The organism is Streptomyces scabiei 87.22 (assembly GCF_000091305.1).
GTDB lineage: Bacteria > Actinomycetota > Actinomycetes > Streptomycetales > Streptomycetaceae > Streptomyces > Streptomyces scabiei.
This window is the reverse complement of record NC_013929.1, coordinates 6,441,265-6,467,131: the sequence shown is the minus strand read 5'-3', so window position 1 is coordinate 6,467,131 and position 25,867 is coordinate 6,441,265. Positions and strand designations below refer to the sequence as shown.

Genomic DNA, 25,867 nt, shown 5'->3' with positions numbered 1-25,867 from the left:
GGATCACCGGCCCGTGTTCTCCTCGCGGGCCTCGGCGATCTGGCGGGACATGATCGTGGTGAGTTCGTAGGCCGTGTGCGAGGCGGCCACCGCGGTGATCTCGGCGTGATCGTACGCGGGTGCCACCTCGACGACGTCGGCGGAGACCAGGTGGCAGGAGGCGAGGCCCCGCAGGATCTCCAGGAGTTCCCGCGAGGTCATCCCGCCGGCCTCCGGCGTGCCGGTGCCCGGAGCGTGGGCCGGGTCGAGGCAGTCGATGTCGATGGAGATGTAGAGGGGCCGGTCGCCGATGCGCTGCCGCAGCTGGTCGGCGACCTCGTCGGGTCCGCGCCGCATCACGTCCGCCGAGGTGACGATCCCGAAGCCCATCTTCGCGTCGTCGGTGAGGTCCTGCTTGCCGTACAGCGGGCCGCGCGTGCCCACGTGCGAGAGGGCCTCGGTGTCGAGGATGCCCTCCTCCACCGCGCGCCGGAACGGGGTGCCGTGGGTGTACGCGGCGCCGAAGTACGTGTCCCAGGTGTCGAGGTGCGCGTCGAAGTGGAGCAGGGCCACCGGCCCGTGCTTCTTGGCGACCGACCGCAGCAGCGGGAGCGCGATGGTGTGGTCGCCGCCGAGGGTCATCAGGCGGGCCCCCGTCCCGAGCAGCTCGTCCGCGGCCGCCTCGACCGTCTCCACCGCCTCCTCGATGTTGAAGGGGTTGGCGGCGATGTCACCGGCGTCCGCGACCTGGGCGAGGGCGAAGGGGGAGGCGTCCTGGGCCGGGTTGTAGGGGCGCAGCAGCCGGGACGCCTCGCGGATCGCGTTGCCGCCGAAGCGGGCGCCCGGCCGGTAGGAGACGCCCGAGTCGAACGGCACGCCCACGACCGCCACGTCCGCGCGGCCCACCTCGTCCAGACGGGGGAGCCGGGCGTAGGTGGCGGGCCCGGCGTAGCGCGGGATGCGCGAGGAGTCGACGGGGCCGCGGGGCGTCTCGTTGCCGCTCATGGTGTTCTGCCTTCCTTCTGCGGGGTGACCGGCATCGAGCCTAGGTCGCCGCCGCCCGCCTGCGAAGTGTACGTTTCCTCCATTCGAGGCGTCCCGAATGGAGGAAACGCACATGATGCCGGACCCGGCGGCCCCCGACCCGGCGGTCCCCGTCCCCGCGGTGTCCGACCCCGCGGTGTCCGACCCGGCGGCGCCCCCCGCCCCCGCCGTCCCTCCCACCCCGCCCGTGCCCCTCTCCGCGCTGCTGGCCCACGGCGAGCTGGGCCTGCGGCAGATCGCCGGCCCGGTGGACGCGGACACGGCGGTCCACTGGGCGCACACCTCCGAGATGTCGGACCCCTACCCGTACCTGCTGGGCGGCGAGCTGCTGCTGACGGCCGGTGTCCACATCCCGGAGGCGGCCGGGCCGGGCGGCTACTTCGACACGTACGTCTCCCGTATCGTCGCGGCCGGCGGCGCGGCCCTCGGCTTCGGCGTCGCCCCGGTGCACGACCGGGTCCCGGGCGCCCTGGTCGCCGCCTGCGACGCCCACGGCCTGCCCCTGATCGAGGTGCCGCCCAGCACCACCTTCTCCGGTGTCGCCCGCGCGGTCTGGCAGCTCATGGCCCGGGCCCGCCACGCCGAACTCCGCCGCGTGACGGAGGCGCAGCAGGGCCTGGCGGCGGCCGCGTCCCGCCCGGACCCGGTGCGCGCGGTCCTGCGCCGGCTCGCGCAGCGCGTGAACGGCAGGGCGGTCCTGTACGGCCCCGAGGGGACGGAACTGGCGTCGGCGGGACGGGGCCCGACACCGGCCGCGCTGGCCGGCCTCGCGGCGGTGGTACGGCCGGGCGCCGCTCGGAGCACCGGGCGGCCTTCCGGAGGCGCGGGAGACCAGGCGACCGGCCCCGGCGCACCCGCCCCCACCCCCGCCGGCGCTCCGGAACCCCTCGCCCCCTCCCCGCACACCCCCACCCCCGCCTCCGCGACCGACACCGCCGACGGCATCCACCTCACCGCCCACGCCCTCTCCTCCTCGGGCCGGGGCTTCGCCCTCGGCGTGGCGGCCCCCCACCGCACCCCCGGCGACCACACCATCGTCTCCGTCGCCGCGGTCCTCCTCTCCCTCCTCACCGGCGAACGCCGCAGCGGCACCGGCGCGGCCCGCGCGTCGGCGCTGGTGCGGCTCCTGCTCGGCGCCGAGCCGCGGGAGGTCGCTCCCCTCCTGGGCACGGCCACCCACTGGCACGTCGTGCACGCCCGGCCCGCCGAGCGCGGCGCCCGGCCGGAGGCCCTCGCCGCCGCCGCGCTAGGCGCCGCCCTGGGGTCCGCGCTGGTCGACGCGGACGGCGAGGTCGTCCGTGTCCTCGTCCCCGCCGGCCGCGAGGTCACCGGGCAGCCCGGCTGGACGTGCGGTGTGAGCGCGCCCGCCGAGCCGCACGCGTGGCCGGCGGCCGACGCGCAGGCCGCCCGCGCGCTGGCGCGCGCCGGGGCGACCCGGGCGGCGCTCGTGCGGCACGGCTCCCGTACCGCCCTGTCCGACCTGGTGCCGGAGGCCGACGCGGCCGCCCACGCCCGGGCCCTGCTGGCCCCGCTGGCCGAGGCGTCCGGCGCCGCCGCGCTCACCGAGACACTGCGCACCTGGCTCTCCCTGCACGGGAGTTGGGACCGTACGGCCGTCGCGCTGGCCGTGCACCGCAACACGGTCCGCCAACGGATCGGGCGGTGCGCGGTGTTGCTGGAGGCGGACCTCGACGACCCGGACGTACGGATGGAGTTGTGGTTCGCGCTGCGGCAGGCGTGAGGCGTGGCCGGAGGCCGTCCGTCCGCCGGGGAGTGACGCAGGTCGCAGCGGCGGGGACGCCCGCGACTCCCGCGGCCGTCTGCCTCACAATGGACCCATGCCGATATCCGGGACCCCCAGCCGCGCCGAGCTGATCGAGCACCTCGTACGGACGCGTATCGCGGGTGATGTGGCCACGCCGCGCGAGAACAACCTCTCCCACTACCGCGAACTGGCCAACGGCAACCGCCACTACTGGCTCGGTCTGGAGCTGGGGGACCGCTGGAGCGACGAGCAGGACGTGCTGGCCGTGATGGCGGAGCGCGTCGGCGTCAACGACGACCCGGGGTACCGCTACGGCCAGGACACCATCGACCCGGACCTGACCGTCGACGCGCTGGAGCGCATGGCGGCCCGGCTGCGCAAGGCGGCGGAGGGCGGGCAGCGCGTGCTGTTCGCCACCGGCCACCCCGGCGGGCTGCTCCAGGTGCACAACGAGACGGCGCGGGCGCTGCGGGCGGCCGGCTGCGAGATCGTCGTCATCCCGGACGGCCTGCAGACGGAGGAGGGGTACGTCATGCAGTTCGCGGACGTGGCCGTCCTCGAACACGGCGCCACGCTCTGGCACACCCACTCCCCCGAGCCGATGCGGGCCATCCTGCGGGGCCTGGAGGGCGCCGGCCGGCCGCTGCCCGACCTGGTCGTCGCCGACCACGGCTGGGCGGGCTGCGCGGGCCAGCTCGGCGTCGACTCCGTCGGCTACGCGGACTCCAACGACCCCGCCCTCTTCCTCGGCGAGTCCGAGGGCACCCTCCAGGCCGTGGTCCCGCTCGACGACCATGTGGTCAGCCCGCGCCACTACGACCCGATGTCGGCGTATCTGCTCCAGCAGGCGGGGCTCAGCGAGGCGTAGCCCCCGGCGCCCCGGGCCGTTCCCTCGGTACGCGGACGACGCCCTCCTGGATCACGGAGATCGCGAGGCGTCCGTCCTGCGTGTAGATCCGGCCCTGGCCGAGGCCCCGGCCCGCCGACGCCGACGGTGACTCCTGGTCGTACAGGAGCCACTCGTCGGCGCGGAACGGCCGGTGGAACCACATGGCGTGGTCGAGCGAGGCCCCGACGACGTCGCCGACGGCCCAGCCGCCGCGCCCGTGCGCGAGCAGGATGGAGTCCAGGAGCGTCATGTCGGAGACGTAGGTGGCGAGGACGACGTGCAGGAGCGGGTCGTCGTCCAGCTTGCCGTTGGCGCGGAACCAGACCTGGGAGCGCGGTTCGCGGGGCTCGCCGTAGCGGCCGTAGGGCGGGTCGTCGACGTAGCGGAGGTCGACGGCGGCCCGGGCCTCCAGCGCCTTCTCCACCACGGCGGGGTCGAGGCCGTACGTCGGCAGCACCTGCTCGGCGGTGGGCAGGGAGTCCGGGTCGGGCGCGGCGGGCATCGGGGCCTGGTGGTCGAGGCCGTCCTCGTACCGCTGGAAGGACGCGGAGAGGGCGAAGATCGGCTGCCCGTGCTGGACGGCGACGACGCGGCGCGCGGTGAAGGAACGGCCGTCGTTCATCCGCTCCACGGTGTACACGATGGGCGCGCCGGCGTCGCCGATGCGCAGGAAGTACGCGTGGAGGGAGTGCGGGAGCCGGTCGGCGGGGACCGTGCGCCCGGCGGCGACGAGCGCCTGGGCCGCGACCTGCCCGCCGAAGACCCGCGGGACGATGGCGGGCCGGGACCGGCCGCGGAAGATGTTCTCCTCGATCTGCTCGAGGTCGAGCAGATCGAGGAGTGACTGCAGTGCCTGACTCATGGGGTCAGTTGTACAGAACGGTGTTTTCCGGGACCTTACAGACCCATGTCCTTGGCGATGATCGACTTCATGATCTCGCTGGTGCCGCCGTAGATGCGGTTGACGCGGTTGTCCGCGTACAGGCGGGCGATCGGGTACTCGTTCATGAAGCCGTAGCCGCCGTGCAGCTGGAGGCAGCGGTCGATGACGCGGTGGGCGACCTCGGTGCAGAACAGCTTGGCGCTGGCGGCCTCGGCGGGCGTCAGCTCACCGGCGTCGAGGGCCTCCGTGGCGCGGTCGGCGACGGCCTCGGCCGCGTCCACCTCGGCCTGGCAGGCGGCCAGCTCGAACTTGGTGTTCTGGAAGTGCGCGACGGGCTTGCCGAAGACGGTGCGCTCCTGCACGTACTGCTTGGCGAACCGGACGGCGGCCTTGGCCTGCGCGTAGGCGCCGTAGGCGATGCCCCAGCGCTCGGAGGCGAGGTTGTGGCCGAGGTAGGAGAAGCCCTTGTTCTCCTCGCCGAGGAGGTTCTCGACGGGCACCTTGACGTCGACGAACGCCAGCTCGGCGGTGTCGGAGGTCTTCAGGCCGAGCTTGTCCAGCTTGCGGCCGATCGAGTAGCCCTCGGACTTGGTGTCCACCACCAGGAGGGATATGCCGTGCCGGCGGTCCTCGGCGCTGGGCGCGTCGGTCCGGGCGCAGACGATCATCTGGTCGGCGTGGACGCCGCCGGTGATGAAGGTTTTGGAGCCGTTGAGGACGTAGTGCGTGCCGTCCTCGCTGAGCTTGGCGGTGGTCTTCATGCCCGCGAGGTCGGAGCCGGTGCCCGGCTCGGTCATCGCGATCGCCCACATCTCCTCGCCGGAGACGAACTTGGGCAGGTAGCGCTTCTTCTGCTCGTCGGTGGCGAGCAGCTTGACGTAGGGCAGGCCGAGCAGGACGTGCACGCCGGAGCCGCCGAAGGTGATGCCCGCGCGGGCGGTCTCCTCGTACAGGATGGCCTCGAACTTGTACGAGTCGATGCCGGCGCCGCCGTACTCCTCGTCCACGCGGATACCGAAGACGCCCAGGTCGGCGAGCTTGTAGTAGAACTCGCGCGGCGCCTGGCCGGCGGCCAGCCACTCGTCGTACTCGGGCACGACCTCGGCCTCGATGAAGGCACGCAGGGTCTCCCGGAACGCCTCGTGATCCTCGTTGAACACCGTACGACGCACCGCCGCCACCTCCACCTGAATACCTTCGAATGTACCCAAGCACCCGCCGCGCACGGCTAAGCGCTTGCTCAGATCAAAAGGTACCGGCGGGTAGGGACACGCGTCCAGATGGTCCACCCCGTAACGCTCGTCACGCTTGCGGCGGACCGCCCGGGCCGCACGGCCCGCCACCCGCCGCTCGCCCGCCGCTCCGCCCGCGCTCAGCCGGCGGCGGCCGCCCCGAACGCCCCCCGCGCCATCCGGTGCAGCAGCTCCGCCGTGGCCGCGCGGCCCGGCAGCGAACCCGCCCGGCCCAGGTGCGGGGTGGAGTTGAGCAGCCCGAAGACCGAGTGGACGGCGGACCGCGCGGCGGGCTCGGCCAGCCCGGGATACACCTCCCGCAGCACCCCGACCCACAGCTCGACGTACTGCCGCTGCAGCTGGCGCACCAGCTTGCGGTCACTGTCGCGCAGGCGGTCCAGCTCGCGGTCGTGCAGGGTGATCAGGGGACGGTCGTCGAGGGCGAAGTCGATGTGCCCCTCGATGAGCGAGTCCAGGACCTCGGCCCCGGACACCCCGTCGGCCTCCGCCACCCGCCGCTTCGCCCCGGTCAGGAGCTGCCCGCTGATGCCCACCAGCAGCTCCGCGAGCATCGCGTCCTTGCCCGCGAAGTGCCGGTACAGACCCGGCCCGCTGATGCCGACGGCCGCGCCTATCTCGTCGACGCCGACGCCGTGGAAACCACGCTCGGCGAAGAGGCGGGCGGCTTCCTTGAGGATCTGCTCGCGGCGCGTGGGCGCGTCGGTTCTCGTGGCCATGGAGCCAATTCTAGACAGGGAGGTTAGCGGTCGTTAACCTGAACGAAACGGGTTAACGCTCATTAACAGGTGACCACCGTAATCACTGGGTGAGGGGACCGCACGATGGACCAGGCACCGGAGCTGACGACCGCGGCAGATCCCGCGGCCGAGGCGTATCGGGCCAACGAGGCCGCGCACCGCGCGCTGGGCGAGGAGCTGCGGGCCAGGCTGGCCGCGGCACGGCTCGGCGGCGGCGAGAAGGCCCGCGCCCGGCACACCGCGCGCGGCAAGCTGCTGCCGCGCGACCGGGTGGACACCCTCCTCGACCCCGGCTCGCCCTTCCTGGAGCTGGCGCCGCTGGCGGCGGACGGGTTGTACGACGGGCAGGCGCCGGCCGCGGGCGTCGTCGCCGGGATCGGCCGGGTCTCCGGCCGGGAGTGCGTCGTCGTCGCCAACGACGCCACCGTCAAGGGCGGCACGTACTACCCGATGACGGTGAAGAAGCATCTGCGGGCCCAGGAGGTGGCCCTGGAGAACCGCCTGCCCTGCCTGTACCTGGTGGACTCCGGCGGCGCCTTCCTGCCCATGCAGGACGAGGTCTTCCCCGACCGCGAGCACTTCGGCCGCATCTTCTACAACCAGGCACGGATGTCGGGCGCGGGCATCCCGCAGATCGCCGCCGTCCTGGGCTCGTGCACGGCCGGCGGCGCGTACGTCCCCGCCATGAGCGACGAGGCCGTCATCGTGCGCGGCCAGGGCACGATCTTCCTCGGCGGTCCCCCGCTGGTGAAGGCCGCCACCGGCGAGGTCGTCACCGCCGAGGAACTGGGCGGCGGCGAGGTGCACTCCCGGATCTCCGGCGTCACCGACCACCTCGCGGAGAACGACGCGCACGCCCTGCGGATCGTGCGGACCATCGTCTCCACCCTGCCCGCCCGGGGCCCGCTGCCCTGGTCGGTCGAGCCGGCCGTGGAGCCCAAGGTCGACCCGTACACGCTGTACGGCGCCGTGCCGGTCGACTCCCGCACCCCCTACGACGTGCGCGAGGTCATCGCGCGCGTGGTCGACGGTTCGCGGTTCGCGGAGTTCAAGGCGGAGTTCGGGCAGACCCTGGTCACCGGCTTCGCCCGGATCCACGGGCACCCGGTCGGGATCGTCGCCAACAACGGCATCCTCTTCTCCGAGTCCGCCCAGAAGGGCGCCCACTTCATCGAGCTGTGCGACCAGCGCGGCATCCCGCTGGTCTTCCTGCAGAACATCTCCGGCTTCATGGTCGGCCGGGACTACGAGGCGGGCGGCATCGCCAAGCACGGCGCCAAGATGGTGACGGCCGTGGCCTGCACCCGGGTCCCCAAGCTGACCGTCGTGATCGGCGGCTCGTACGGCGCGGGCAACTACTCGATGTGCGGCCGGGCCTACTCGCCGCGCTTCCTGTGGATGTGGCCGAACGCCAAGATCTCGGTGATGGGCGGCGAACAGGCCGCCTCCGTCCTCGCGACCGTCAAGCGGGACCAGCTGGAGGCGCGCGGCGACACCTGGTCCGCCGAGGACGAGGAGTCCTTCAAGGACCCGATCCGCGGCCAGTACGAGCGCCAGGGCAGCGCCTACTACGCCACCGCCCGCCTCTGGGACGACGGCGTGATCGACCCGCTGGAAACCCGGCAGGTCCTCGGCCTCGCCCTGACCGCCTGTGCCAACGCGCCCCTGGGTGACCCCCAGTTCGGCGTCTTCCGGATGTAAGGGGGAGCTGAAGGTGAGCATGTTCGACACGGTCCTCGTGGCCAACCGGGGCGAGATCGCCGTCCGCGTCATCCGCACCCTGCGCGCCCTCGGCGTCCGCTCCGTCGCGGTCTTCTCCGACGCGGACGCCGACGCCCGGCACGTCCGGGAGGCCGACACGGCGGTACGGATCGGCCCGGCGCCGGCGTCGGAGAGCTATCTGTCGGCGGAGCGGCTGCTGGAGGCCGCCGCCCGCACCGGCGCCCAGGCGGTCCACCCCGGGTACGGCTTCCTCGCGGAGAACGCCGCCTTCGCGCGGGCGTGCGCCGACGCGGGCCTGGTCTTCATCGGCCCGCCCGCCGACGCCATCTCCCTGATGGGCGACAAGATCCGCGCCAAGGAGACGGTACGGGCGGCCGGCGTGCCGGTGGTGCCGGGCTCCAGCGGCAGCGGTCTGACCGACGGTGAACTCGCCGACGCCGCCCACGAGATCGGCATGCCGGTCCTGCTGAAGCCCAGCGCGGGCGGCGGCGGCAAGGGCATGCGGCTGGTCCGGGACGCCGGGCAGCTGGCCGAGGAGATCGCCGCCGCCCGCCGCGAGGCCCGCGCCTCCTTCGGCGACGACACCCTCCTCGTGGAGCGGTGGATCGACCGTCCCCGGCACATCGAGATCCAGGTCCTCGCCGACGGCCACGGCGGTGTCGTGCACCTCGGTGAGCGCGAGTGCTCCCTCCAGCGCCGCCACCAGAAGATCATCGAGGAGGCGCCCAGCGTCCTGCTCGACGAGGCCACCCGTGCCGCGATGGGCGAGGCGGCCGTGCAGGCGGCCCGCTCCTGCGGCTACTCCGGCGCGGGCACGGTCGAGTTCATCGTCCCCGGCGGCGACCCCTCCGCGTACTACTTCATGGAGATGAACACCCGCCTCCAGGTCGAGCACCCGGTGACCGAGCTGGTCACGGGCGTCGACCTGGTGGAGTGGCAGCTGCGGGTCGCGGCGGGCGAGCGCCTCGCGTTCGGGCAGGAGGACGTCACCCTCACCGGGCACGCGGTCGAGGCCCGGATCTGCGCCGAGGACCCGTCCCGGGGCTTCCTGCCCTCCGGCGGCACGATCCTTCGCCTGCGCGAGCCGCAGGGCGACGGCGTCCGCACCGACTCGGGCCTGACCGAGGGCACGGAGGTCGGCTCGCTGTACGACCCGATGCTCTCCAAGGTCATCGCCTACGGCCCCGACCGCCCCACGGCCCTGCGCCGGCTCCGGGCGGCCCTCGCCGGGACGGTCACCCTGGGCGTGCAGACCAACGCGGGCTTCCTGCGGCGGCTGCTGGCCCACCCGGCGGTGGTGGCGGGCGAGCTGGACACGGGGCTGGTGGAGCGCGAGGCCGGGGACCTGGTCCCGCGCGAGGTCCCGGTGGAGGTCCACGCGGCGGCGGCCCTGCTGCGCCAGGCGGCCCTGACCCCGGCCCGCGGCGACGGCACGGGCTGGACCGACCCGTTCGACGCGGCGGTCGGCTGGCGGCTGGGCGGCGAACCGGCCTGGACGGCCCACCATCTGCGGCTGCCGGGCCAGGAGCCGGTGACCGTACGGGTGCGCAGCACACCGGCCGGCGGGACCGAGGTACTGCCGGACGGGGCCGGGACCCCGCTCCGGGCATCCGCCGGCACATCCCGGGCGGCCGGTGACCCGGGCCGGTTCACTTTCCTCCTCGACGGCCTCACCCACACCTTCCAGCACGCGGGCGACTGGCTGGGCCGCGACGGCGACGCCTGGCAGGTGGCCGACCACGACCCGGTCGCCGCGTCGCTGGAGGGCTCCGCCCACGCGGGCGCCGACTCGCTCACCGCCCCGATGCCCGGCACCGTCACCGTCGTGAAGGTGGCCGTGGGGGACGAGGTGGCCGCCGGGCAGAGCCTGCTGGTGGTGGAGGCGATGAAGATGGAGCACGTCGTCTCCGCGCCGCACGCCGGGACGGTCGCCGAGCTGGACGTCTCTCCGGGCGCGACGGTCGCCATGGACCAGGTGCTGGCGGTCGTCACTCCCCACGAGGAGCAACAGGAGCACGCGCAGGAACAGGAAGACGCGGAGCGCCGGGAGGTGGCGCGGTGACCCTGCCCATGACGGTCCCCGAACCCGGCCTGCCGGCCCGGGTCCGTATCCACGAGGTCGGCGCCCGCGACGGCCTGCAGAACGAGAAGTCGACCGTGCCCACCGAGGTCAAGGCGGAGTTCGTCCGCCGCCTGGCCGAGGCGGGGCTGACGACGATCGAGGCCACCAGCTTCGTCCACCCCAAGTGGGTGCCCCAACTGGCCGACGCGGAGCAGCTGTTCCCGCTCGTGAGCGACCTGCCGGCGGCCCTGCCCGTCCTCGTCCCCAACGAGCGGGGCCTGGACCGCGCCCTGGCCCTCGGCGCCCGCCGCGTCGCGGTCTTCGCCAGCGCCACCGAGTCCTTCGCCAAGGCCAACCTCAACCGCACGGTCGACGAGGCGCTGGCCATGTTCGAGCCCGTCGTCGGCCGGGCCAAGGCCGAGGGCGTGCATGTGCGCGGGTACCTGTCGATGTGCTTCGGCGACCCCTGGGAGGGCGCGGTCCCGGTCCCCCAGGTGACCCGGGTCTGCCACGCCCTGCTCGACATGGGCTGCGACGAACTCAGCCTCGGCGACACCATCGGGGTCGCCACACCGGGCCACGTGGGGGCGCTGCTGAGCGCCCTCGACGTCCCCGTGGAGAAGCTGGGCGTGCACTTCCACGACACCTACGGCCAGGCGCTCGCCAACACCTACGCGGCGCTGCGGCACGGCGTCACCACCGTGGACGCCTCCGCGGGCGGCCTGGGCGGCTGCCCGTACGCGAAGTCCGCCACCGGCAACCTCGCCACCGAAGACCTCGTCTGGATGCTGCGCGGCCTCGGCATCGACACGGGCGTCGACCTCGGCCGCCTCGTCGCCACCAGCGCGTGGATGGCCGGACACCTGGGCCGGCCCAGTCCGTCCCGCACCGTACGAGCCCTGTCCCACAAGGACGCCGAGGGCCACCAGGACGACAAGGAGCAGTGACGTCCATGAACCACCGCCTCTCCCCCGAGCTGGAAGAACTCCGCCGCACGGTCGAGGAGTTCGCGCACGAGGTCGTCGCCCCCAAGATCGGCGACTTCTACGAGCGGCACGAGTTCCCGTACGAGATCGTGCGCGAGATGGGCCGCATGGGGCTGTTCGGGCTGCCGTTCCCCGAGGAGTACGGCGGCATGGGCGGCGACTACCTGGCGCTGGGCATCGCGCTGGAGGAGCTGGCCCGGGTGGACTCCTCCGTGGCCATCACGCTGGAGGCCGGGGTCTCCCTGGGAGCCATGCCGGTCCACCTCTTCGGCACACCGGCCCAGAAGGCGGAGTGGCTGCCGCGGCTGTGCTCCGGCGAGGTGCTGGGCGCGTTCGGCCTCACCGAGCCCGACGGCGGCTCGGACGCGGGCGCGACCCGGACGACGGCCCGCCTGGACACGTCGACGAACGAATGGGTCATCAACGGCAGCAAGTGCTTCATCACCAACTCGGGCACGGACATCACGGCCCTGGTCACGGTGACCGCGGTGACCGGCCGCACCCCGGAGGGCAAGCCCCTCATCTCCTCGATCATCGTCCCGTCCGGCACCCCGGGCTTCACGGTGGCCGCGCCCTACTCGAAGGTCGGCTGGAACGCCTCCGACACCCGTGAGCTGTCCTTCGCGGACGTCCGGGTCCCGGCGGAGAACCTGCTCGGCGAAGAGGGCCGCGGCTACGCGCAGTTCCTGCGCATCCTCGACGAGGGCCGGATCGCCATCTCGGCGCTCGCGACGGGCCTCGCCCAGGGCTGTGTGGACGAGTCGGTGAAGTACGCCAAGGAACGGCACGCGTTCGGGCGGCCGATCGGCGCCAACCAGGCCATCCAGTTCAAGATCGCCGACATGGAGATGAAGGCCCACACGGCCCGTCTCTCCTGGCGTGACGCGGCCTACCGCCTGGTCGCCGGTGAGCCGTTCAAGAAGGAGGCGGCGCTGGCGAAGCTGTACTCCTCCACCGTGGCCGTGGACAACGCCCGCGACGCCACCCAGATCCACGGCGGCTACGGCTTCATGAACGAGTACCCGGTCGCCCGCATGTGGCGCGACTCCAAGATCCTGGAGATCGGCGAGGGCACCAGCGAGGTACAACGCATGCTGATCGCCAGGGAGTTGGGCCTGATCGGCTGACCGACAGCTGGTGTTCGAACGATGGCCGGAACCTGCCCTGACGGCACGGCTCCGGCACCCGCCACCCGGTTCGCCCCGTGCGAGCCGGGTGCCCTTTTGTCCGTCATGCGCACCCGCCGGGCCGATCCTGGAGTACCTTCACATCAGCGGCACAAACCGCCACCCAAAAGGCCAATGGGCCTTCACGCGCCCCATCATCCTTCGATTCACAGGTAATTCAAAGAATGAACGGAGGCGGATCCGGGGACTCCACCCCAAGGGGCCACCCGCTGGACAATCAGTGAGGTTAGGCTAACCTGCCTTCGAACTCGCTCACGGGCGGCCCTCCGCCCCGTTCGAAAGTAGCCATACACATGTCCAACGCCAGAGCCGCTCACCTCACCCGCCGTGGCATCCTCGCCGCCGGTGGCGCACTCGGTCTCGGTGCCGTGCTCGCCGCCTGCGGGGACGAGAGCCCGACGAGCAGCGGCACTGGCTCCGCCAAGGAGACGGCCGCCGCGAAGTCCGGCCCCTGGTCGTTCAAGGACGACCGCGGCGTGACCGCCAGGACCGACAGGACGCCGGCGAACATCGTCGCGTTCGTGGGGGTCGCCGCCGCGCTCCACGACTACGGCATCGACGTCAAGGGCGTCTTCGGCCCGACGAAGACCGCGGACGGCAAGGCAGACGTCCAGGCCGGCGACCTCGACATCGGCAAGGTGAAGATCCTCGGCAACGTCTGGGACGAGTTCAGCGTCGAGAAGTACGCGGCCCTCGCCCCCGACGTCCTGATCACCACCCTGTTCGACGACGCGGGCACCCTCTGGTACGTCCCCGAGACCTCCAAGGACAAGATCGCCCAGCTCGCCCCGAGCGTCGCCATCTCCGTCTACGACCGCCAGATGACCGAGCCCCTGCAGCGCATGCTGGAGCTGGCGAAGTCGCTCGGCGCGGACACGGGGTCGCAGAAGATCACCGCCGCCAAGAAGCGCTTCGAGGACGCGGCCGCCCGGCTGCGCGCGGCCACCAAGGCCAACCCCGGCATCAAGGTGCTCGCGGGCTCCGCCAGCCAGGACATCTTCTACGTCTCCGGGTCCAACCTCTCCATCGACCTGGAGTACTTCAAGGCCCTCGGCGTGGACTTCGTGGAGCCGAGCGCCGCCGCGCTCAAGGCCAGCGGGGGCTGGTTCGAGAACCTCAGCTGGGAGAACGTCGACAAGTACGACGCGGACCTCATCATCATGGACAACCGCACGTCGGCCATCCAGCCGGACGCCATCGAGGAGGCGACGTGGAAGAAGCTCCCGGCGGTGAAGGCGGGCCAGGTCATCGGGCGCAACCCCGAGCCGATCCTGTCCTACGACAAGTGCGCGCCGCTTCTCGAGGAGCTGGCCGAGGCGATCGAGAAGGCCAAGAAGGTCAGTTGAGCTGAGGGCGTGGGTCGGGTGCCGGCCCGGTGGGGCTTCTCGCGCAGTTCCCCGCGCCCCTAAAAGCATCAGGCCCCTGCGGTCCTGAAAGCACCAGCCCCGCGGGCCTGAAGGCCAACGGGCCTGCGGGCTGAAAAGCCTGGGGCGCAGCCCCTGCTTTTCAGGGGCGCGGGGAACTGCGCGAGAAGCCCCACGCACCCGCACCCGACAACGAACCGAGCTGCCCCCGAACCCCCACACGCTCCCGCCCCCAATCCAGGAGCCCCCATGACGACGGCCGTAGCCGCACCCTTCCGCTTCTTCTCCCTTCAGGTCGCGCGGACGGAGCGGCTGGGACCGTCTCTCGTGCGTGTCTCGTTCGCCGGGGACGACCTGCGGTTCTTCCACTCCGACGGCAGGGACCAGTCGCTGTCGTTGTTCCTGCCGCACCCCGGGCAGGAGGTCCCGGCCGTGCCCCACGAGCTGGGCGACGGCTGGTGGCAGGCGTGGCGGGAACTGCCGGACGACGTGCGGGCGGTGATGCGGTCGTACACACTCCGGTCGCTGCGCCGGGACCCCGACGAGGTCGACATCGACTTCGTGCTGCACACCCCGGCCGGCCCCGCCTCCTCCTGGGCCTCCCGTGCCACCCCCGGCGATCGCGTCCTGCTGCTCGGCCCCGCCGTCGCCGACAACCGGGCCATCCGGTTCCGGGCGCCCGAGGACACCGATCTCGTGGTGATCTGGGGGGACGAGACCGCCGTGCCGGCCGTGTCCGCCATCCTCGAATCCCTGCCCGCCGGGACCCGGGCCCGGGTGTGGCTGGAGGTGCGGGACGCCGGGGACGTCCAGGACCTGGCGACCGAGGCCGACGCCGAGATCACCTGGCTCGTGGGGGAGGACGGGCTCGACGCCGTCCGCGCGGCCCGGCTCCCGTCCGCCGAGCGCCCGTACGTCTGGACGGCGGGCGAGTCCGGCCGGGTGAAGGCGCTGCGCCGGCACTTCGTCGCCGAGCGCGGGATCGACCGGCGCCGGGTCACCTTCGTCGGGTACTGGCGCCACGGCATGACCGAAGAACAGCTGCGCGCCGCGGCCTAGTGAGCTGGTTCGGAGATGCGTGAGCAGTAGCGGCAGATTCGGTCGAGGATCTGGTCGGCGGTCTTGGTCCATTTGAAGGGTCTGGCCTGGTCGTTCCAGACCTTGATCCAGTCCTCGAGTGCGGCCTTGAGGTCGTCGAGGGAGCAGAACACCCCGCGTTCGAGGCAGCGCCGTTCCAACTCGGCGAACCACCGCTCGACCTGATTGATCCATGACGAGTAGGTGGGCGTGAAGTGGAGGTGGAAGCGGGGATGCGTGAGCAGCCACCTGTGCACCACCGGCGCCTTGTGGGCGGAGAGGTTGTCGCAGATCACGTGGACTGCCAGGCCGGGCTCGGTCTGGCGGTCGATCTCGTCGAGGAAGTCACGGAAGTCCACGGCCCGGTGCTGCGCGGACAGCTTCGAGATCACCTTGCCCGTCGCGGTGTTCAGGGCGGCGAACAGATCGACGGTGCCGTGCCGGACGTAGTCGAAGCTGCGCCGTTCGGGCACTCCGGGCAGCATCGGCAGGACCGGCGCGGTTCGTTCCAGGGCCTGGATCTGCGGTTTCTCGTCCACCGCGAACACCGCGGCGTTGGCCGGCGGGGCGAGGTAGAGGCCGACGACATCGCGGATCTTGTCGATCAGGAGCGGGTCCGGAGAGATCTTGAAGGTCTCGGTCCGCCATGGCTGCAGGCCGAAGGCGTGCCAGATACGCAGCACGCTCGCCGGGGAGATCCCCACGACCTTGGCCAGCTCCCGCTTCGACCAGTGCGTCCCACCCGGAGGCGTCTGCTCCAGCGTGCGCACCACCACCTCTTCGACCTGGGCGTCGGTGATGGTTCGTGGCACTCCCGGGCGCGGTTCGTCGCTGAGCCCGTCCAGCCGGGCGCGCAGGAATCCCGCCCGCCACTTGGTCACGGTGCCCCGGTTGACGCCCAGCCGCGCGGCGACCGCGATATTGCTGCCGCCGTCCGCGCAGGCCAGCACGATCCGTGCCCGTAACGCCAGGCCCTGCGCGGTCGTCCGGCGCCGGGCCCATCCCTGCAACGTCCGCCGCTCGGTATCGGATAACACCAACGGCGCAAGCCTGCTGTCGCCCATCCCCACAGCAGACCGCAAACCACCAGCCCCGTCACCGCCCAAGCCGCGATCCGAAACGGAACACGACTCAAGTGGCGACGGGAGAACTCAAAACCGGCTCACTAGTCCACCCCCTGCGACCGGAGTGATCACGCTCACGGTCCAGGCCATCTTGAATCCTCGTTACTTAGGTTAGGCTAACCTAAGTTGATGTTCCCCCACCGGAGGACCTCCCCATGCGCTCGCACCTGCTCAATGACACGACCGCGGAGCGGTACCGCCGCACCGTGACCGAAGGCGTGGAGCGGGTGGCGGCCAGAATCGCCACCACCGACCGGCCGTTCACCGGTGTCGGCGTCGACGCCCTCGCTCCCGTCATCGAGAAGATCGACCTCGACCGGCCGCTGCACGACACGTCCGCCGTCCTCGACGAGCTGGAGGAGGTCTATCTGCGGGACGCGGTCTACTTCCACCACCCGCGCTACCTCGCCCACCTCAACTGCCCCGTCGTCATCCCGGCCGTGCTCGGCGAAGCCGTCCTGTCCGCCGTCAACTCCTCCCTGGACACCTGGGACCAGTCGGCGGGCGGCACCCTGATCGAGCGCAGACTGATCGACTGGACCAACGAGCGCGTCGGGTTCGGGCCCGCCGCCGACGGCGTGTTCACCTCCGGCGGCTCGCAGTCCAACCTCCAGGCCCTGCTCCTCGCCCGTGAGGAGGCCAAGACCGACCGCACGGACAAGCTGCGGATCTTCGCCTCCGAGGTCAGCCACTTCAGCGTGAAGAAGTCGGCGAAACTGCTGGGCCTCGCCCCGGACGCGGTCGTCTCCGTCCCGGTCGACGGCAACAAGCGCATGCAGACGGTCGCCCTCGCGCGGGAACTGGAGCGCTGCCGGAACGACGGCCTCGTCCCCATGGCCGTCGTCGCCACCTCCGGCACCACCGACTTCGGCTCCATCGACCCGCTGCCCGAGATAGCCGAGCTGTGCGCCCAGTACGACACCTGGATGCACGTCGACGCCGCGTACGGCTGCGGCCTCCTCGTCTCCCGCAGGCGGCGCGGCCTCCTCGACGGCATCGAGCGCGCCGACTCCGTCACCGTGGACTACCACAAGTCCTTCTTCCAGCCGGTGAGTTCCTCCGCCGTGCTCGTCCGGGACGGGGCCACCCTGCGCCACGCGACCTACCACGCCGAGTACCTGAACCCGCGCCGCATGGTCACCGAGCGCATCCCCAACCAGGTCGACAAGTCCCTGCAGACCACCCGCCGCTTCGACGCGCTCAAGCTGTGGATGACCCTGCGCACGATGGGCGCCGAGGGGATCGGCGCGCTCTTCGACGAGGTCTGCGACCTGGCGGAGGAGGGCTGGAGACTGCTCGCCGCCGACCCGCGCTACGACGTCGTCGTGGAGCCCCAGCTCTCCACGCTGGTCTACCGCTACATCCCCGAGGCCGTCACCGACCCCGCCGAGATCGACCGCGCCAACCTGTACGCCCGCAAGGCCCTGTTCGCCTCCGGCGACGCCGTGGTCGCGGGCACCAAGGTCGGCGGCCGCCACTACCTGAAGTTCACCCTGCTCAACCCCGAGACCACGGCCGAGGACATCGCCGCCGTGCTCGACCTGATCGCCGGCCATGCCGAGCAGTACCTGGGAGAATCCCTTGACCGCGTCGCTTCCTGAACCCGCCGTGAGGACCTACGACTTCATCGGCATCGGGCTGGGACCCTTCAACCTCGGCCTCGCCTGCCTCACCGAGCCCATCGCCGAACTCGACGGGATCTTCCTGGAGACGAAGCCGAACTTCGAGTGGCACTCGGGGATGTTCCTCGACGGCGCCCACCTCCAGACCCCGTTCATGTCGGACCTGGTCACCCTCGCCGACCCGACCTCCCCGTACTCCTTCCTGAACTACCTGAAGGACTCGGGCCGCCTGTACTCGTTCTACATCCGCGAGAACTTCTACCCGCTGCGGGTCGAGTACGACGACTACTGCCGCTGGGCCGCGGGCCGGCTGACCAACGTCCGCTTCGGCACCACGGTGACGGAGGTGACGTACGAGGACGCGGACGAGGTCTACGCCGTACGGACGGCCGCCGGCGACGTCCTGCGCGCCCGGCACCTCGTCCTCGGCACCGGCACTCCCCCGTACGTCCCGGAGACGGTCCGGGACCTGGACGGCGACTGGATCCACAACTCCCGCTATCTGACGCACAAGCGGGAGCTGCAGCGGAAGAAGTCGATCACCGTCGTCGGCTCGGGGCAGTCGGCCGCCGAGATCTACCGGGACCTGCTCGGCGAGATCGACGTCCACGGCTACCAGCTGAACTGGGTGACGCGCTCCCCGCGCTTCTTCCCCCTCGAATACACCAAGCTCACGCTGGAGATGACCTCCCCGGAGTACATCGACTACTTCCACGCGCTGCCGGAGCCCACCCGCCACCGGCTGACGCGGGAGCAGAAGGGCCTCTACAAGGGCATCGACGGGGACCTCGTCGACGAGATCTTCGACCTGCTCTACCAGAAGAGTCTCGGCGGCCCGCTCCCCACCCGGCTGCTCACCAACTCCGCCCTGCACAGCGCCGGTCACGAGAACGGGACGTACACCCTCGGGCTGCGCCAGGAGGAGCAGGAGAAGGACTTCGAGCTGCACACCCAGGGCCTGATCCTCGCCACCGGTTACCGGTACACCGAGCCGGAGTTCCTCCGGCCCGTCCGCGACCGGCTCCGCTACGACTCCCTCGGCAACTTCGACGTCGCCCGCAACTACGCGATCGACACCACCGGCCGCGGCGTCTTCCTGCAGAACGCGGCCGTCCACGCCCACAGCGTCACCTCACCCGACCTGGGCATGGGCCCGTACCGCAACGCGTACATCATCCGCGAGCTGCTGGGCACCGAGTACTACCCGGTGGAGAAGACCATCGCGTTCCAGGAGTTCGCGGTATGACCTTCACCTTCCGCCCCCTCGACCCGCTGCGCGACGCCGAGCTGCTGCACCGCTGGGTGACCCACCCCAAGGCGGCCTACTGGATGATGCAGGGCGCCCGGCTGGAGGACGTCGAGCGCGCCTACATGGAGGTCGCCGCCGATCCGCACCAGCAGGCCCTGCTGGGGCTGCGGGGCGGCGAGCCCGTGTTCCTCATGGAGCGGTACGACCCCGCCCACCGCGAGCTGGTGGGCCTGTACGAGCCCGAGCCCGGGGACGTCGGGATGCACTTCCTGGTGCCGGCGACGGACACCCCGGTGCACGGCTTCACCAGGGCCGTGATCACCGCCGTGATGGCGCACCTCTTCGAGGACCCGGCCACCCGCCGCGTCGTCGTCGAACCGGACGTGTCCAACACGGCCGTGCACGCCCTCAACGAGATCGTCGGTTTCGTCCCCCACGGCGAGATCGACAAGCCGGAGAAGCGCGCGCTTCTGAGTTTCTGCACGCGAGAGCAGTTCGCCGACAGCCGGGCCGGCCGGAGCACGGCGGCCCGAGGAGTGACCGTATGACCCTGTCCGATGCCGTCGCGCATCTGTCCCCCCACCACTGGGCCCGGGCCGAACGCCTGCTGATCCGCAAGGCCCTCGCCGAGTTCGCCCACGAGCGGCTCATCACGCCGGAGGCCACCGCCGACGGCCGCTTCGAGGTCCGCAGCGACGACGGTGCGACCCGCTACGGGTTCACCGCCGTCCGGCGCGCCCTCGACCACTGGCAGGTCGACGCCGACTCGATCACCCGTCGACGGGACGGCGTCGGCCTCCCTCTGGCCGCCCTGGACTTCTTCGTCGAACTGAAGGGGTCCCTCGGCCTGAGCGACGAGATCCTCCCCGTCTATCTGGAGGAGATCTCCTCCACCCTGGCCGGCACCTGCTACAAGCTCGCCAAGCCGAAGGCTCCGGTCTCCGAGCTGGTGGACGCCGGCTTCCAAGCCGTCGAGACCGGGATGACCGAGGGCCACCCCTGCTTCGTCGCCAACAACGGCCGCCTCGGCTTCGGCGTCCACGAGTACCTGGCGTACGCCCCCGAGACGGCGAGCCCGGTCCGCCTGGTCTGGCTGGCCGCGCACCGCTCGCGCGCGGCGTTCACGGCGGGCGTGGGCATCGAGTACGAGACCTTCCTGCGGGACGAGCTGGGCACGACGACAGTCGACCGCTTCCACGCCGTCCTCACCGGCCTCGAACTGGACCCCGCCGACTACCTGTTCATCCCGGTCCACCCCTGGCAGTGGTGGAACAAGCTCACCGTCACCTTCGCCGCCGAGATCGCCCGGCAGAACCTCGTGTGCCTCGGCGAGGGCGACGACGAGTACCTGGCCCAGCAGTCGATCCGGACGTTCTTCAACAGCACCGCCCCCGAGAAGCACTACGTGAAGACGGCCCTGTCCGTCCTCAACATGGGCTTCATGCGCGGCCTGTCGGCGGCGTACATGGAGGCGACCCCGGCCATCAACGACTGGCTCGCCGGACTCATCGCCAACGACCCGGTCCTCAGGTCGACCGGCCTGTCGATCATCCGCGAGCGCGCGGCGGTCGGCTACCGGCACCTGGAGTACGAGGCCGCCACCGACAAGCACTCCCCGTACCGCAAGATGCTGGCCGCGCTGTGGCGCGAGAGCCCGGTGTCGTCCCTCCAGGACGGCGAGTCCCTGGCCACGATGGCCTCCCTGGTCCACGTCGACCACGAGGGCAACGGCTTCGCGGCGGCCCTGATCGCCCGCTCGGGCCTGTCCCCCACGGAGTGGCTGCGCCGCTACCTGAGGGCGTACCTCACCCCGCTCCTGCACAGCTTCTACGCCTACGACCTGGTCTTCATGCCGCACGGCGAGAACGTCATCCTGGTCCTGAAGGACGGGGCCGTGGAGCGGGCGGTCTACAAGGACATCGCCGAGGAGATCGCGGTCATGGACCCGGACGCGGTCCTCCCGCCAACGGTCGAACGCCTGCGCGTGGACGTCCCCGAGGACATGAAACTCCTCTCGATCTTCACCGACGTCTTCGACTGCTTCTTCCGCTTCCTGGCGGCGAACCTCGCGGAGGAAGGCGTCCTGGACGAGGAGGAGTTCTGGCGCACGGTCGCCGAGTGCGTCCGCGACTACCAGCGGGCGATGCCCGAACTCGCCGACAAGTTCGCCCAGTACGACATGTTCGCCCCCGAGTTCGCGCTGTCCTGCCTCAACCGCCTCCAACTCCGCGACAACCGCCAGATGGTCGACCTCGCGGACCCGGCGGGCGCGCTCCAGCTCGTCGGCACGCTGAAGAACCCCATCGCGGGCCTGTAGGCCCCGGCGGCCCGATACTTCGGTTCGGATGTCGGGTGCGGCTCCGGTGGGGGCTGGTCGCGCAGTTCCCCGCGCCCCTGACAGACCAGGCCCTGCGGGCCTGAAAAGCACGGGGCGCAGCCCCTGCTTTTCAGGGGCGCGGGGCACTGCGCGAGCAACCACGACGCACCCGCACCCGCCGACGCACCGAACCCCCCACCCCCTACCGCCCCACCGCCGGAGGCCACGCCACCCCCGGCGCACGGAAATACCCCACCCCCAGCGCCTCCCACCGCGGAGCCTGCGCAGCAAGCCGCCCCCGATACCCGTCCCACCCGTGCGTGGACCTCGGCGACCAACCCAGCTCCGCGACCCCCGGCAGCCGGGGGAACGTCAAATACTCGATGTCCGCCGAGGAAGTGATCGTCTCCGTCCACAACGGCGCCTCGACCCCCCGCACGGCGGCCCCCGGCACGCCGGCCAGATACGCTCCCGGGTCCCAGTCGTACGCGCGTCGCACGTCCACGTACCCGGCCCAGTCCAGCCCCAGCGGGGTGTCCTTGTCGTACTTCATGTCGAGGTAGATCCGGTCGGCCGGTGACAGGATGATTCCCGTGCCGTTCCGCGCGGCGGCGGCCACCCGCTCCTTCTCCTGTGCACCCGTGCCGTCCAGCCCCCAGTACTGCGCGAGGGCGCCCGGCGCGGGCGTGGCCCCGGTCAGCTGGTGCCACCCGATCACCGTCTTGCCGTACTTGCGGACCGCCGGCTGCACCCGGTCCATGAACGTCGCGTAGTCCTCGTGACTGGTCGAGTGCGCCTCGTCGCCGCCGATGTGCAGATACCGGCCCGGGGTGAGCGCGGCGAGCTCCCGTACGACGTCCTCCACGAAGTCGTACGTCACGTCCTTGCCGACGCACAGGGAGCTGAAGCCGACCTCGGTGCCGGTGTAGAGCGGGGGCGCGACCCCGTCGCAGTTCAGCTCGGCGTAGGACGCGAGGGCGGCGTTGGTGTGGCCGGGCATGTCGATCTCGGGGACGACCTCCAGGTGGCGGGAGGCGGCGTACCGGACGATCTCCCGGTAGTCGGCCTTGGTGTAGAAGCCGCCCCGGCCTCCGCCGACCTGCGTGGAGCCGCCGTGCGAGGCCAGGCGCGGCCAGGAGTCGACCGCGATGCGCCAGCCCTGGTCGTCGGAGAGGTGCAGGTGCAGCTTGTTGAACTTGTAGAGCGCGAGCTGGTCGATGTACCGCTTCACCTGGTCCACGCCGAAGAAGTGGCGGGAGACGTCCAGCATCGCGCCGCGCCAGCCGTAGCGCGGGGTGTCCTCGACGGTGCCGCCCGCGACCTGCCAGGGCCCCGGCTGCACGGATCGCCTCTCGACGGCGGCGGGCAGGAGCTGACGCAGGGTCTGCACGGCGTGGAAGAGTCCGGCGGGCGCGCGGGCGGTGAGCGTCACGCCCGCGGGGCCGCTCTCCAGCCGGTAGCCCTCCTGGCCGAGACCCGTCTCCCCTGCGGCCAGGCGCAGGCGGATTCCGGCCTCCCGGCGGTCGGTCACCGGCAGCCGGTATCCCGTCGAGGGCCGCAGGATCCCCGCGAGGTACTCCCCGATCCGGCGGACCTCGGGCCCGCCGTCCACGACGATGCGCGCGGCACTCGTGAGCCGGTACGGCGATCCGGCGGGCCGCACCGCGGCGGGGGCCGGGATCACCTGCCCGAGCGGGACGGTGGCGGCGGCCTGGGTGTTGTGTGACACGGGTGCGGCTCCCACGGCGAACATCCCGGTCGCCACCAGCAGCAGCGAGCCGAGCAGGCGGGTCGATCTGTGACGCGGACTCACGAGTGCTCCCTCCACCGATCGAACAGTGCGCTCCCCACCCTCGCCCCTCCACCCCCTTCAGGTCTAGACCATCTCCCCGGCGACCGATGGAAGAATCCTCTGCATGGCGGAAATCCTCCAGCGCGACGGCACGTGGACCTTCGACGGCGACACCCTGCGGCTGACCCCCGGCCGCGACAAGAGCGTCAGCCTGCTGCGCAAGACCCTCGGTGAACTCGCCGTGCCGCTCGGGGCGTTGGCGGGCATCTCCTTCGAACAGGGGAAGAAGTCGGGGCGGCTGCGCCTGAGGCTGCGCGACGGCTCCGACCCGCTCCTCCAGGCCACCGGCGGCCGGCTCACCGACGCCCACGACCCGTATCGGCTGAGCGTCGACTCCGACCGGTACGGGGTCGCCGAGTACGTCGTGGACGAGGTGCGCAACGCGCTGCTGCTGGACGAGGTGCCGGGCGACGCGGTGGACAAATATCTGCTCGCCGGGCCCGCCGTCCCGCTCTCCGTCTCCGCCGGGGACGGCACCGCGAGCTTCGACGGCGACCACGTACGCCTTGAGTGGAACTGGAAGACCGAGGAGGCGAAGGCGGCATCCGGGACGCGGACGCTGCCGCTGGCCGACATAGCGGGCGTGGAGTGGCACCCCTCGGTCGGCCTGGAGAACGGCTGGCTGCGCTTCACCGTGCGGAACGCGCCGACGAAGGCGCCGCCCAAGTACGACCCCAACTCCGTGGAGCTGTGGGGCTTCAAGAAGGATCCGCTGATGGCCCTGGTCGCGGCGGCCGTCCAGGCCCGGCTCCCGCATCCGGCGGCCCCGGCTCCCCAGCCGCTACCCCCGTCCGCACCGGCCGCGGAAGCGCCGGCCCCCGAGGAGGACCACGACGCCCTGCTGCGCCGCCTGCGCGAACTGGGCGACCTCCACCGGTCCGGGGTACTCACGGACGAGGAGTTCACCTTGGCCAAGCAGGCGGTCCTCAAGCGCATCTGACGCGCGGGAGGACCCCCTGCCCGGCACCCGGCCGTGCGTGCGCCCCGCCTTCCGGGCGCACCCACGGCACTACTTGGCCCTGCGCGCCACCGTGAAGTGGTCGACCTGCGCCCCGGTCTCCGCGATGCCCCGCACGGTCAGCGTGGCCCAGTGCCCCTTCGGCGCGGGCTTCACGTCCACCCGCAGGAAGGAGTAGTCGAGGTACCGCACCCGCGACCAGGTGACGGTCTCGTTCTGCTTGCCCGCCTTGGTGTTGATGTAGGAGGGGACGGACTCGACCTCGTTCTCGTGGCCCTCGTAGGACAGCGGGGCGGTGAAGGAGTAGAGGCTGCGTCCGGCCGCGCCCGCCGTCACGTACACCACGCCCTCGGTCTCCGGGTACGCGGTGCCGCCGATCGGGAGCTTCTTGGTGACCGCGCCCGCCTTGATGACGTCGGTGCGCTCGTACTGGTGGTTGTGGCCGTTGATGACGAGGTCGACGGCGTACTTCTCGAACAGCGGCACCCACTCCTGGCGCACACCGCCTTCCGAGGCGTGCGCGGTGGAGGTGCAGTAGGCGCAGTGGTGGAAGAAGACCACGACGAAGTCGATGTCCTTGGACGCGCGGTACTTCTTGAGCTGTGCCTCCAGCCACTTGGTCTGGGTGCCGCCGGAGATGCCGAGGTTGGCCGGGATCTCGAAGGAGATGTCGTTGGCGTCGAGCGCGACGATCGCCGTGTTGCCGTGGACGAAGGAGTAGACGCCCGGAAGGTTCTTCGGGTCGGGGCCGTTGTCGGGGAGGTTCCAGCGGGCCTGCTCGCCGCCGTAGCCGTTGGGCGAGTACCAGGCCTCCATGTCGTGGTTGCCGTACGCGGGCATCCACGGGACGGACTTGGCGACGGACTCGGTCTGGGCGAGGAACTGGTCCCACACGCGGGAGTCGAAGCCGGTGTCGGCGGTCTTGCCCTGGCCGGCCGGGTCGGCGTAGGCGATGTCGCCGGCGTGCAGATGGAAGGCCGGGTTCTGGCCGAGGAGGAGGCTGTTGTTGGCGAGGCCGTGGTAGCCGACGCCCTCGTCGCCGAAGGCCGTGAAGGTGAACGGCTCTTTGAGAGCGGGGGCGGTGGTGAAGGTGCCGACGGTGCCCGCGTACCGGGGCGAGGCCGGGTCGAAGCCGTCGTGGCCGACGCCGTAGTAGTAGGTCTTCCCGGGCTTGAGGTGGGTGAGCTTGGCGTGCACGTAGTACTGGGTGTGGTCGCCGCTCGCGCCGACACCGGCCGGGGTGAAGAGGGTGCGGACCTCGGCCTCGATCCTGGCCGAGAGGTGCGAGGCGTGCGTGCCGACCCGGACGAAGGGCTTCTTGACCGGGAGCGGGACCTGCCAGGAGACGGTGATCTCGGTACGCGGGTCGTTGCCGTAGGCGAGGTGGCGGCCGAAGGGGGCGACGAAGGAGCCGTCGACGTGCTCGGCGCTCGCGGCGGCCCGGGTGGGCACCGAGGTGCGGAGCGCGGCCGGGGTGGCGGCCCGGGCCGCGGCGGGGACGAACACGCCGCCCGTGACGGCGCCGAGGGTGACCGCGCCGCCTCTGATCATCGAGCGCCGGGAGAACGCGGAGCGCAGGTACTCGTGCTGCTCGGCCATGCTCATGCGCTCGGCCAGCTGCTCGGGTACGCCCATACGAGGAATGTCCATGGTGTCCGAAAGTCGTCGCCTCAGGCGACGGGATACGGGACGCCGGATGGACGGCACACGAACAGCCACTCATAACACATTCAACGTTCCCCCAAGAGGCCGTAACGGCATCCTGCCCGATATCGGGCAGGATTCTTGCGAAACGCC

20 protein-coding genes are annotated in these 25,867 nt (G+C 71.6%); 13 read left to right on the top strand and 7 right to left on the bottom strand.

The annotated features are described in order from the left end of the window. Window positions 1-3 precede the first annotated feature (3 nt). Window positions 4-984, bottom strand: coding sequence for an agmatinase (gene speB, locus SCAB_RS27740; RefSeq protein ID WP_013003400.1), 981 nt, complete (start codon window positions 982-984; stop codon window positions 4-6). A 97-nt stretch (window positions 985-1,081) separates the two neighbouring features. Here speB and SCAB_RS27735 point away from each other — a divergent pair, with 97 nt between their 5' ends. Both SCAB_RS27735 and SCAB_RS27730 read left to right on the top strand, forming a co-directional pair. Continuing rightward, the gene (locus SCAB_RS27735) at window positions 1,082-2,764 is read left to right on the top strand and encodes a PucR family transcriptional regulator (RefSeq protein WP_231885136.1); all 1,683 of its coding nucleotides are present in this window, start codon (window positions 1,082-1,084) and stop codon (window positions 2,762-2,764) included. A 97-nt stretch (window positions 2,765-2,861) separates the two neighbouring features. Then, on the top strand, window positions 2,862-3,656 hold the full coding sequence (locus SCAB_RS27730) for a phosphatase (protein WP_013003398.1): 795 nt from the start codon (window positions 2,862-2,864) through the stop codon (window positions 3,654-3,656). On the opposite strand, the gene SCAB_RS27725 is transcribed toward SCAB_RS27730, so the two are convergent. The 3 genes from SCAB_RS27725 to SCAB_RS27715 all read right to left on the bottom strand — a co-directional run bounded on the left by SCAB_RS27725 (window position 3,643) and on the right by SCAB_RS27715 (window position 6,529). After that, window positions 3,643-4,539: an acyl-CoA thioesterase gene (locus tag SCAB_RS27725; RefSeq protein WP_013003397.1), complete on the bottom strand. Its 897-nt coding sequence runs from the start codon at window positions 4,537-4,539 to the stop codon at window positions 3,643-3,645. The two genes, SCAB_RS27730 and SCAB_RS27725, sit on opposite strands and share 14 nt — an antisense overlap. A 35-nt stretch (window positions 4,540-4,574) precedes the next feature. Then, window positions 4,575-5,732, bottom strand: a complete 1,158-nt coding sequence (locus SCAB_RS27720) for an acyl-CoA dehydrogenase family protein (RefSeq protein ID WP_013003396.1) — start codon at window positions 5,730-5,732, stop codon at window positions 4,575-4,577. A 200-nt stretch (window positions 5,733-5,932) separates the two neighbouring features. Then, on the bottom strand, window positions 5,933-6,529 hold the full coding sequence (locus SCAB_RS27715) for an SACE_7040 family transcriptional regulator (protein WP_013003395.1): 597 nt from the start codon (window positions 6,527-6,529) through the stop codon (window positions 5,933-5,935). A gap of 105 nt (window positions 6,530-6,634) precedes the next feature. Between SCAB_RS27715 and SCAB_RS27710 the strand changes: the two genes are divergently transcribed. From SCAB_RS27710 to SCAB_RS27685, 6 genes are all read left to right on the top strand, one after another. After that, window positions 6,635-8,251, top strand: coding sequence for a carboxyl transferase domain-containing protein (locus tag SCAB_RS27710; protein WP_013003394.1), 1,617 nt, complete (start codon window positions 6,635-6,637; stop codon window positions 8,249-8,251). 19 nt (window positions 8,252-8,270) lie between these two features. Continuing rightward, window positions 8,271-10,334, top strand: coding sequence for an acetyl/propionyl/methylcrotonyl-CoA carboxylase subunit alpha (locus SCAB_RS27705; protein WP_041669732.1), 2,064 nt, complete (start codon window positions 8,271-8,273; stop codon window positions 10,332-10,334). Continuing rightward, the gene (locus tag SCAB_RS27700) at window positions 10,331-11,281 is read left to right on the top strand and encodes a hydroxymethylglutaryl-CoA lyase (RefSeq protein WP_013003392.1); all 951 of its coding nucleotides are present in this window, start codon (window positions 10,331-10,333) and stop codon (window positions 11,279-11,281) included. Before SCAB_RS27705 ends, SCAB_RS27700 begins: the two co-directional genes overlap by 4 nt. A gap of 5 nt (window positions 11,282-11,286) precedes the next feature. Then, window positions 11,287-12,447, top strand: a complete 1,161-nt coding sequence (locus tag SCAB_RS27695) for an acyl-CoA dehydrogenase family protein (RefSeq protein WP_041669731.1) — start codon at window positions 11,287-11,289, stop codon at window positions 12,445-12,447. A gap of 353 nt (window positions 12,448-12,800) precedes the next feature. Next, a complete protein-coding gene (locus tag SCAB_RS27690) occupies window positions 12,801-13,853 on the top strand; it encodes an ABC transporter substrate-binding protein (RefSeq protein WP_013003390.1) in 1,053 nt (350 codons plus the stop codon). Window positions 13,854-14,120: 267 nt separating this feature from the next. After that, entirely contained in the window at window positions 14,121-14,930 is an 810-nt protein-coding gene (locus tag SCAB_RS27685; protein WP_013003389.1) for a siderophore-interacting protein, read from the top strand. Here the strand turns inward: SCAB_RS27685 and SCAB_RS27680 are convergent. Further along, complete coding sequence (locus SCAB_RS27680) at window positions 14,927-16,012, bottom strand: IS630 family transposase (protein WP_041669729.1); 1,086 nt, start codon at window positions 16,010-16,012, stop codon at window positions 14,927-14,929. The two genes, SCAB_RS27685 and SCAB_RS27680, sit on opposite strands and share 4 nt — an antisense overlap. Window positions 16,013-16,227: 215 nt before the next feature. On the opposite strand from SCAB_RS27680, the gene desA reads away from it, so the two are divergent. From desA to SCAB_RS27660, 4 genes are read left to right on the top strand one after another with little or no spacing between them, the layout of a single operon-like run. Further along, window positions 16,228-17,673 carry a lysine decarboxylase DesA gene (gene desA, locus SCAB_RS27675; RefSeq protein ID WP_013003387.1) on the top strand — a complete coding sequence of 482 codons (1,446 nt, stop codon included), beginning with the start codon at window positions 16,228-16,230 and terminating at the stop codon, window positions 17,671-17,673. Then, on the top strand, window positions 17,627-18,940 hold the full coding sequence (locus SCAB_RS27670; protein ID WP_173402912.1) for a lysine N(6)-hydroxylase/L-ornithine N(5)-oxygenase family protein: 1,314 nt from the start codon (window positions 17,627-17,629) through the stop codon (window positions 18,938-18,940). Before desA ends, SCAB_RS27670 begins: the two co-directional genes overlap by 47 nt. Next, window positions 18,937-19,491: a GNAT family N-acetyltransferase gene (locus SCAB_RS27665; RefSeq protein ID WP_013003385.1), complete on the top strand. Its 555-nt coding sequence runs from the start codon at window positions 18,937-18,939 to the stop codon at window positions 19,489-19,491. The genes SCAB_RS27670 and SCAB_RS27665 overlap by 4 nt, the downstream gene beginning before the upstream one ends. Continuing rightward, window positions 19,488-21,260 (top strand): IucA/IucC family protein, encoded by a 1,773-nt coding sequence (locus SCAB_RS27660; protein ID WP_013003384.1) that lies wholly within the window; start codon window positions 19,488-19,490, stop codon window positions 21,258-21,260. Before SCAB_RS27665 ends, SCAB_RS27660 begins: the two co-directional genes overlap by 4 nt. 202 nt (window positions 21,261-21,462) lie before the next feature. On the opposite strand, the gene SCAB_RS27655 is transcribed toward SCAB_RS27660, so the two are convergent. Beyond that, a complete protein-coding gene (locus SCAB_RS27655) occupies window positions 21,463-23,073 on the bottom strand; it encodes a beta-N-acetylhexosaminidase (protein WP_041669724.1) in 1,611 nt (536 codons plus the stop codon). A gap of 103 nt (window positions 23,074-23,176) precedes the next feature. Here SCAB_RS27655 and SCAB_RS27650 point away from each other — a divergent pair, with 103 nt between their 5' ends. Next, complete coding sequence (locus tag SCAB_RS27650; RefSeq protein WP_013003382.1) at window positions 23,177-24,052, top strand: DUF4429 domain-containing protein; 876 nt, start codon at window positions 23,177-23,179, stop codon at window positions 24,050-24,052. A 69-nt stretch (window positions 24,053-24,121) separates the two neighbouring features. On the opposite strand, the gene SCAB_RS27645 is transcribed toward SCAB_RS27650, so the two are convergent. Next, window positions 24,122-25,705, bottom strand: coding sequence for a purple acid phosphatase family protein (locus SCAB_RS27645; RefSeq protein WP_037729540.1), 1,584 nt, complete (start codon window positions 25,703-25,705; stop codon window positions 24,122-24,124). Window positions 25,706-25,867: the final 162 nt, after the last annotated feature.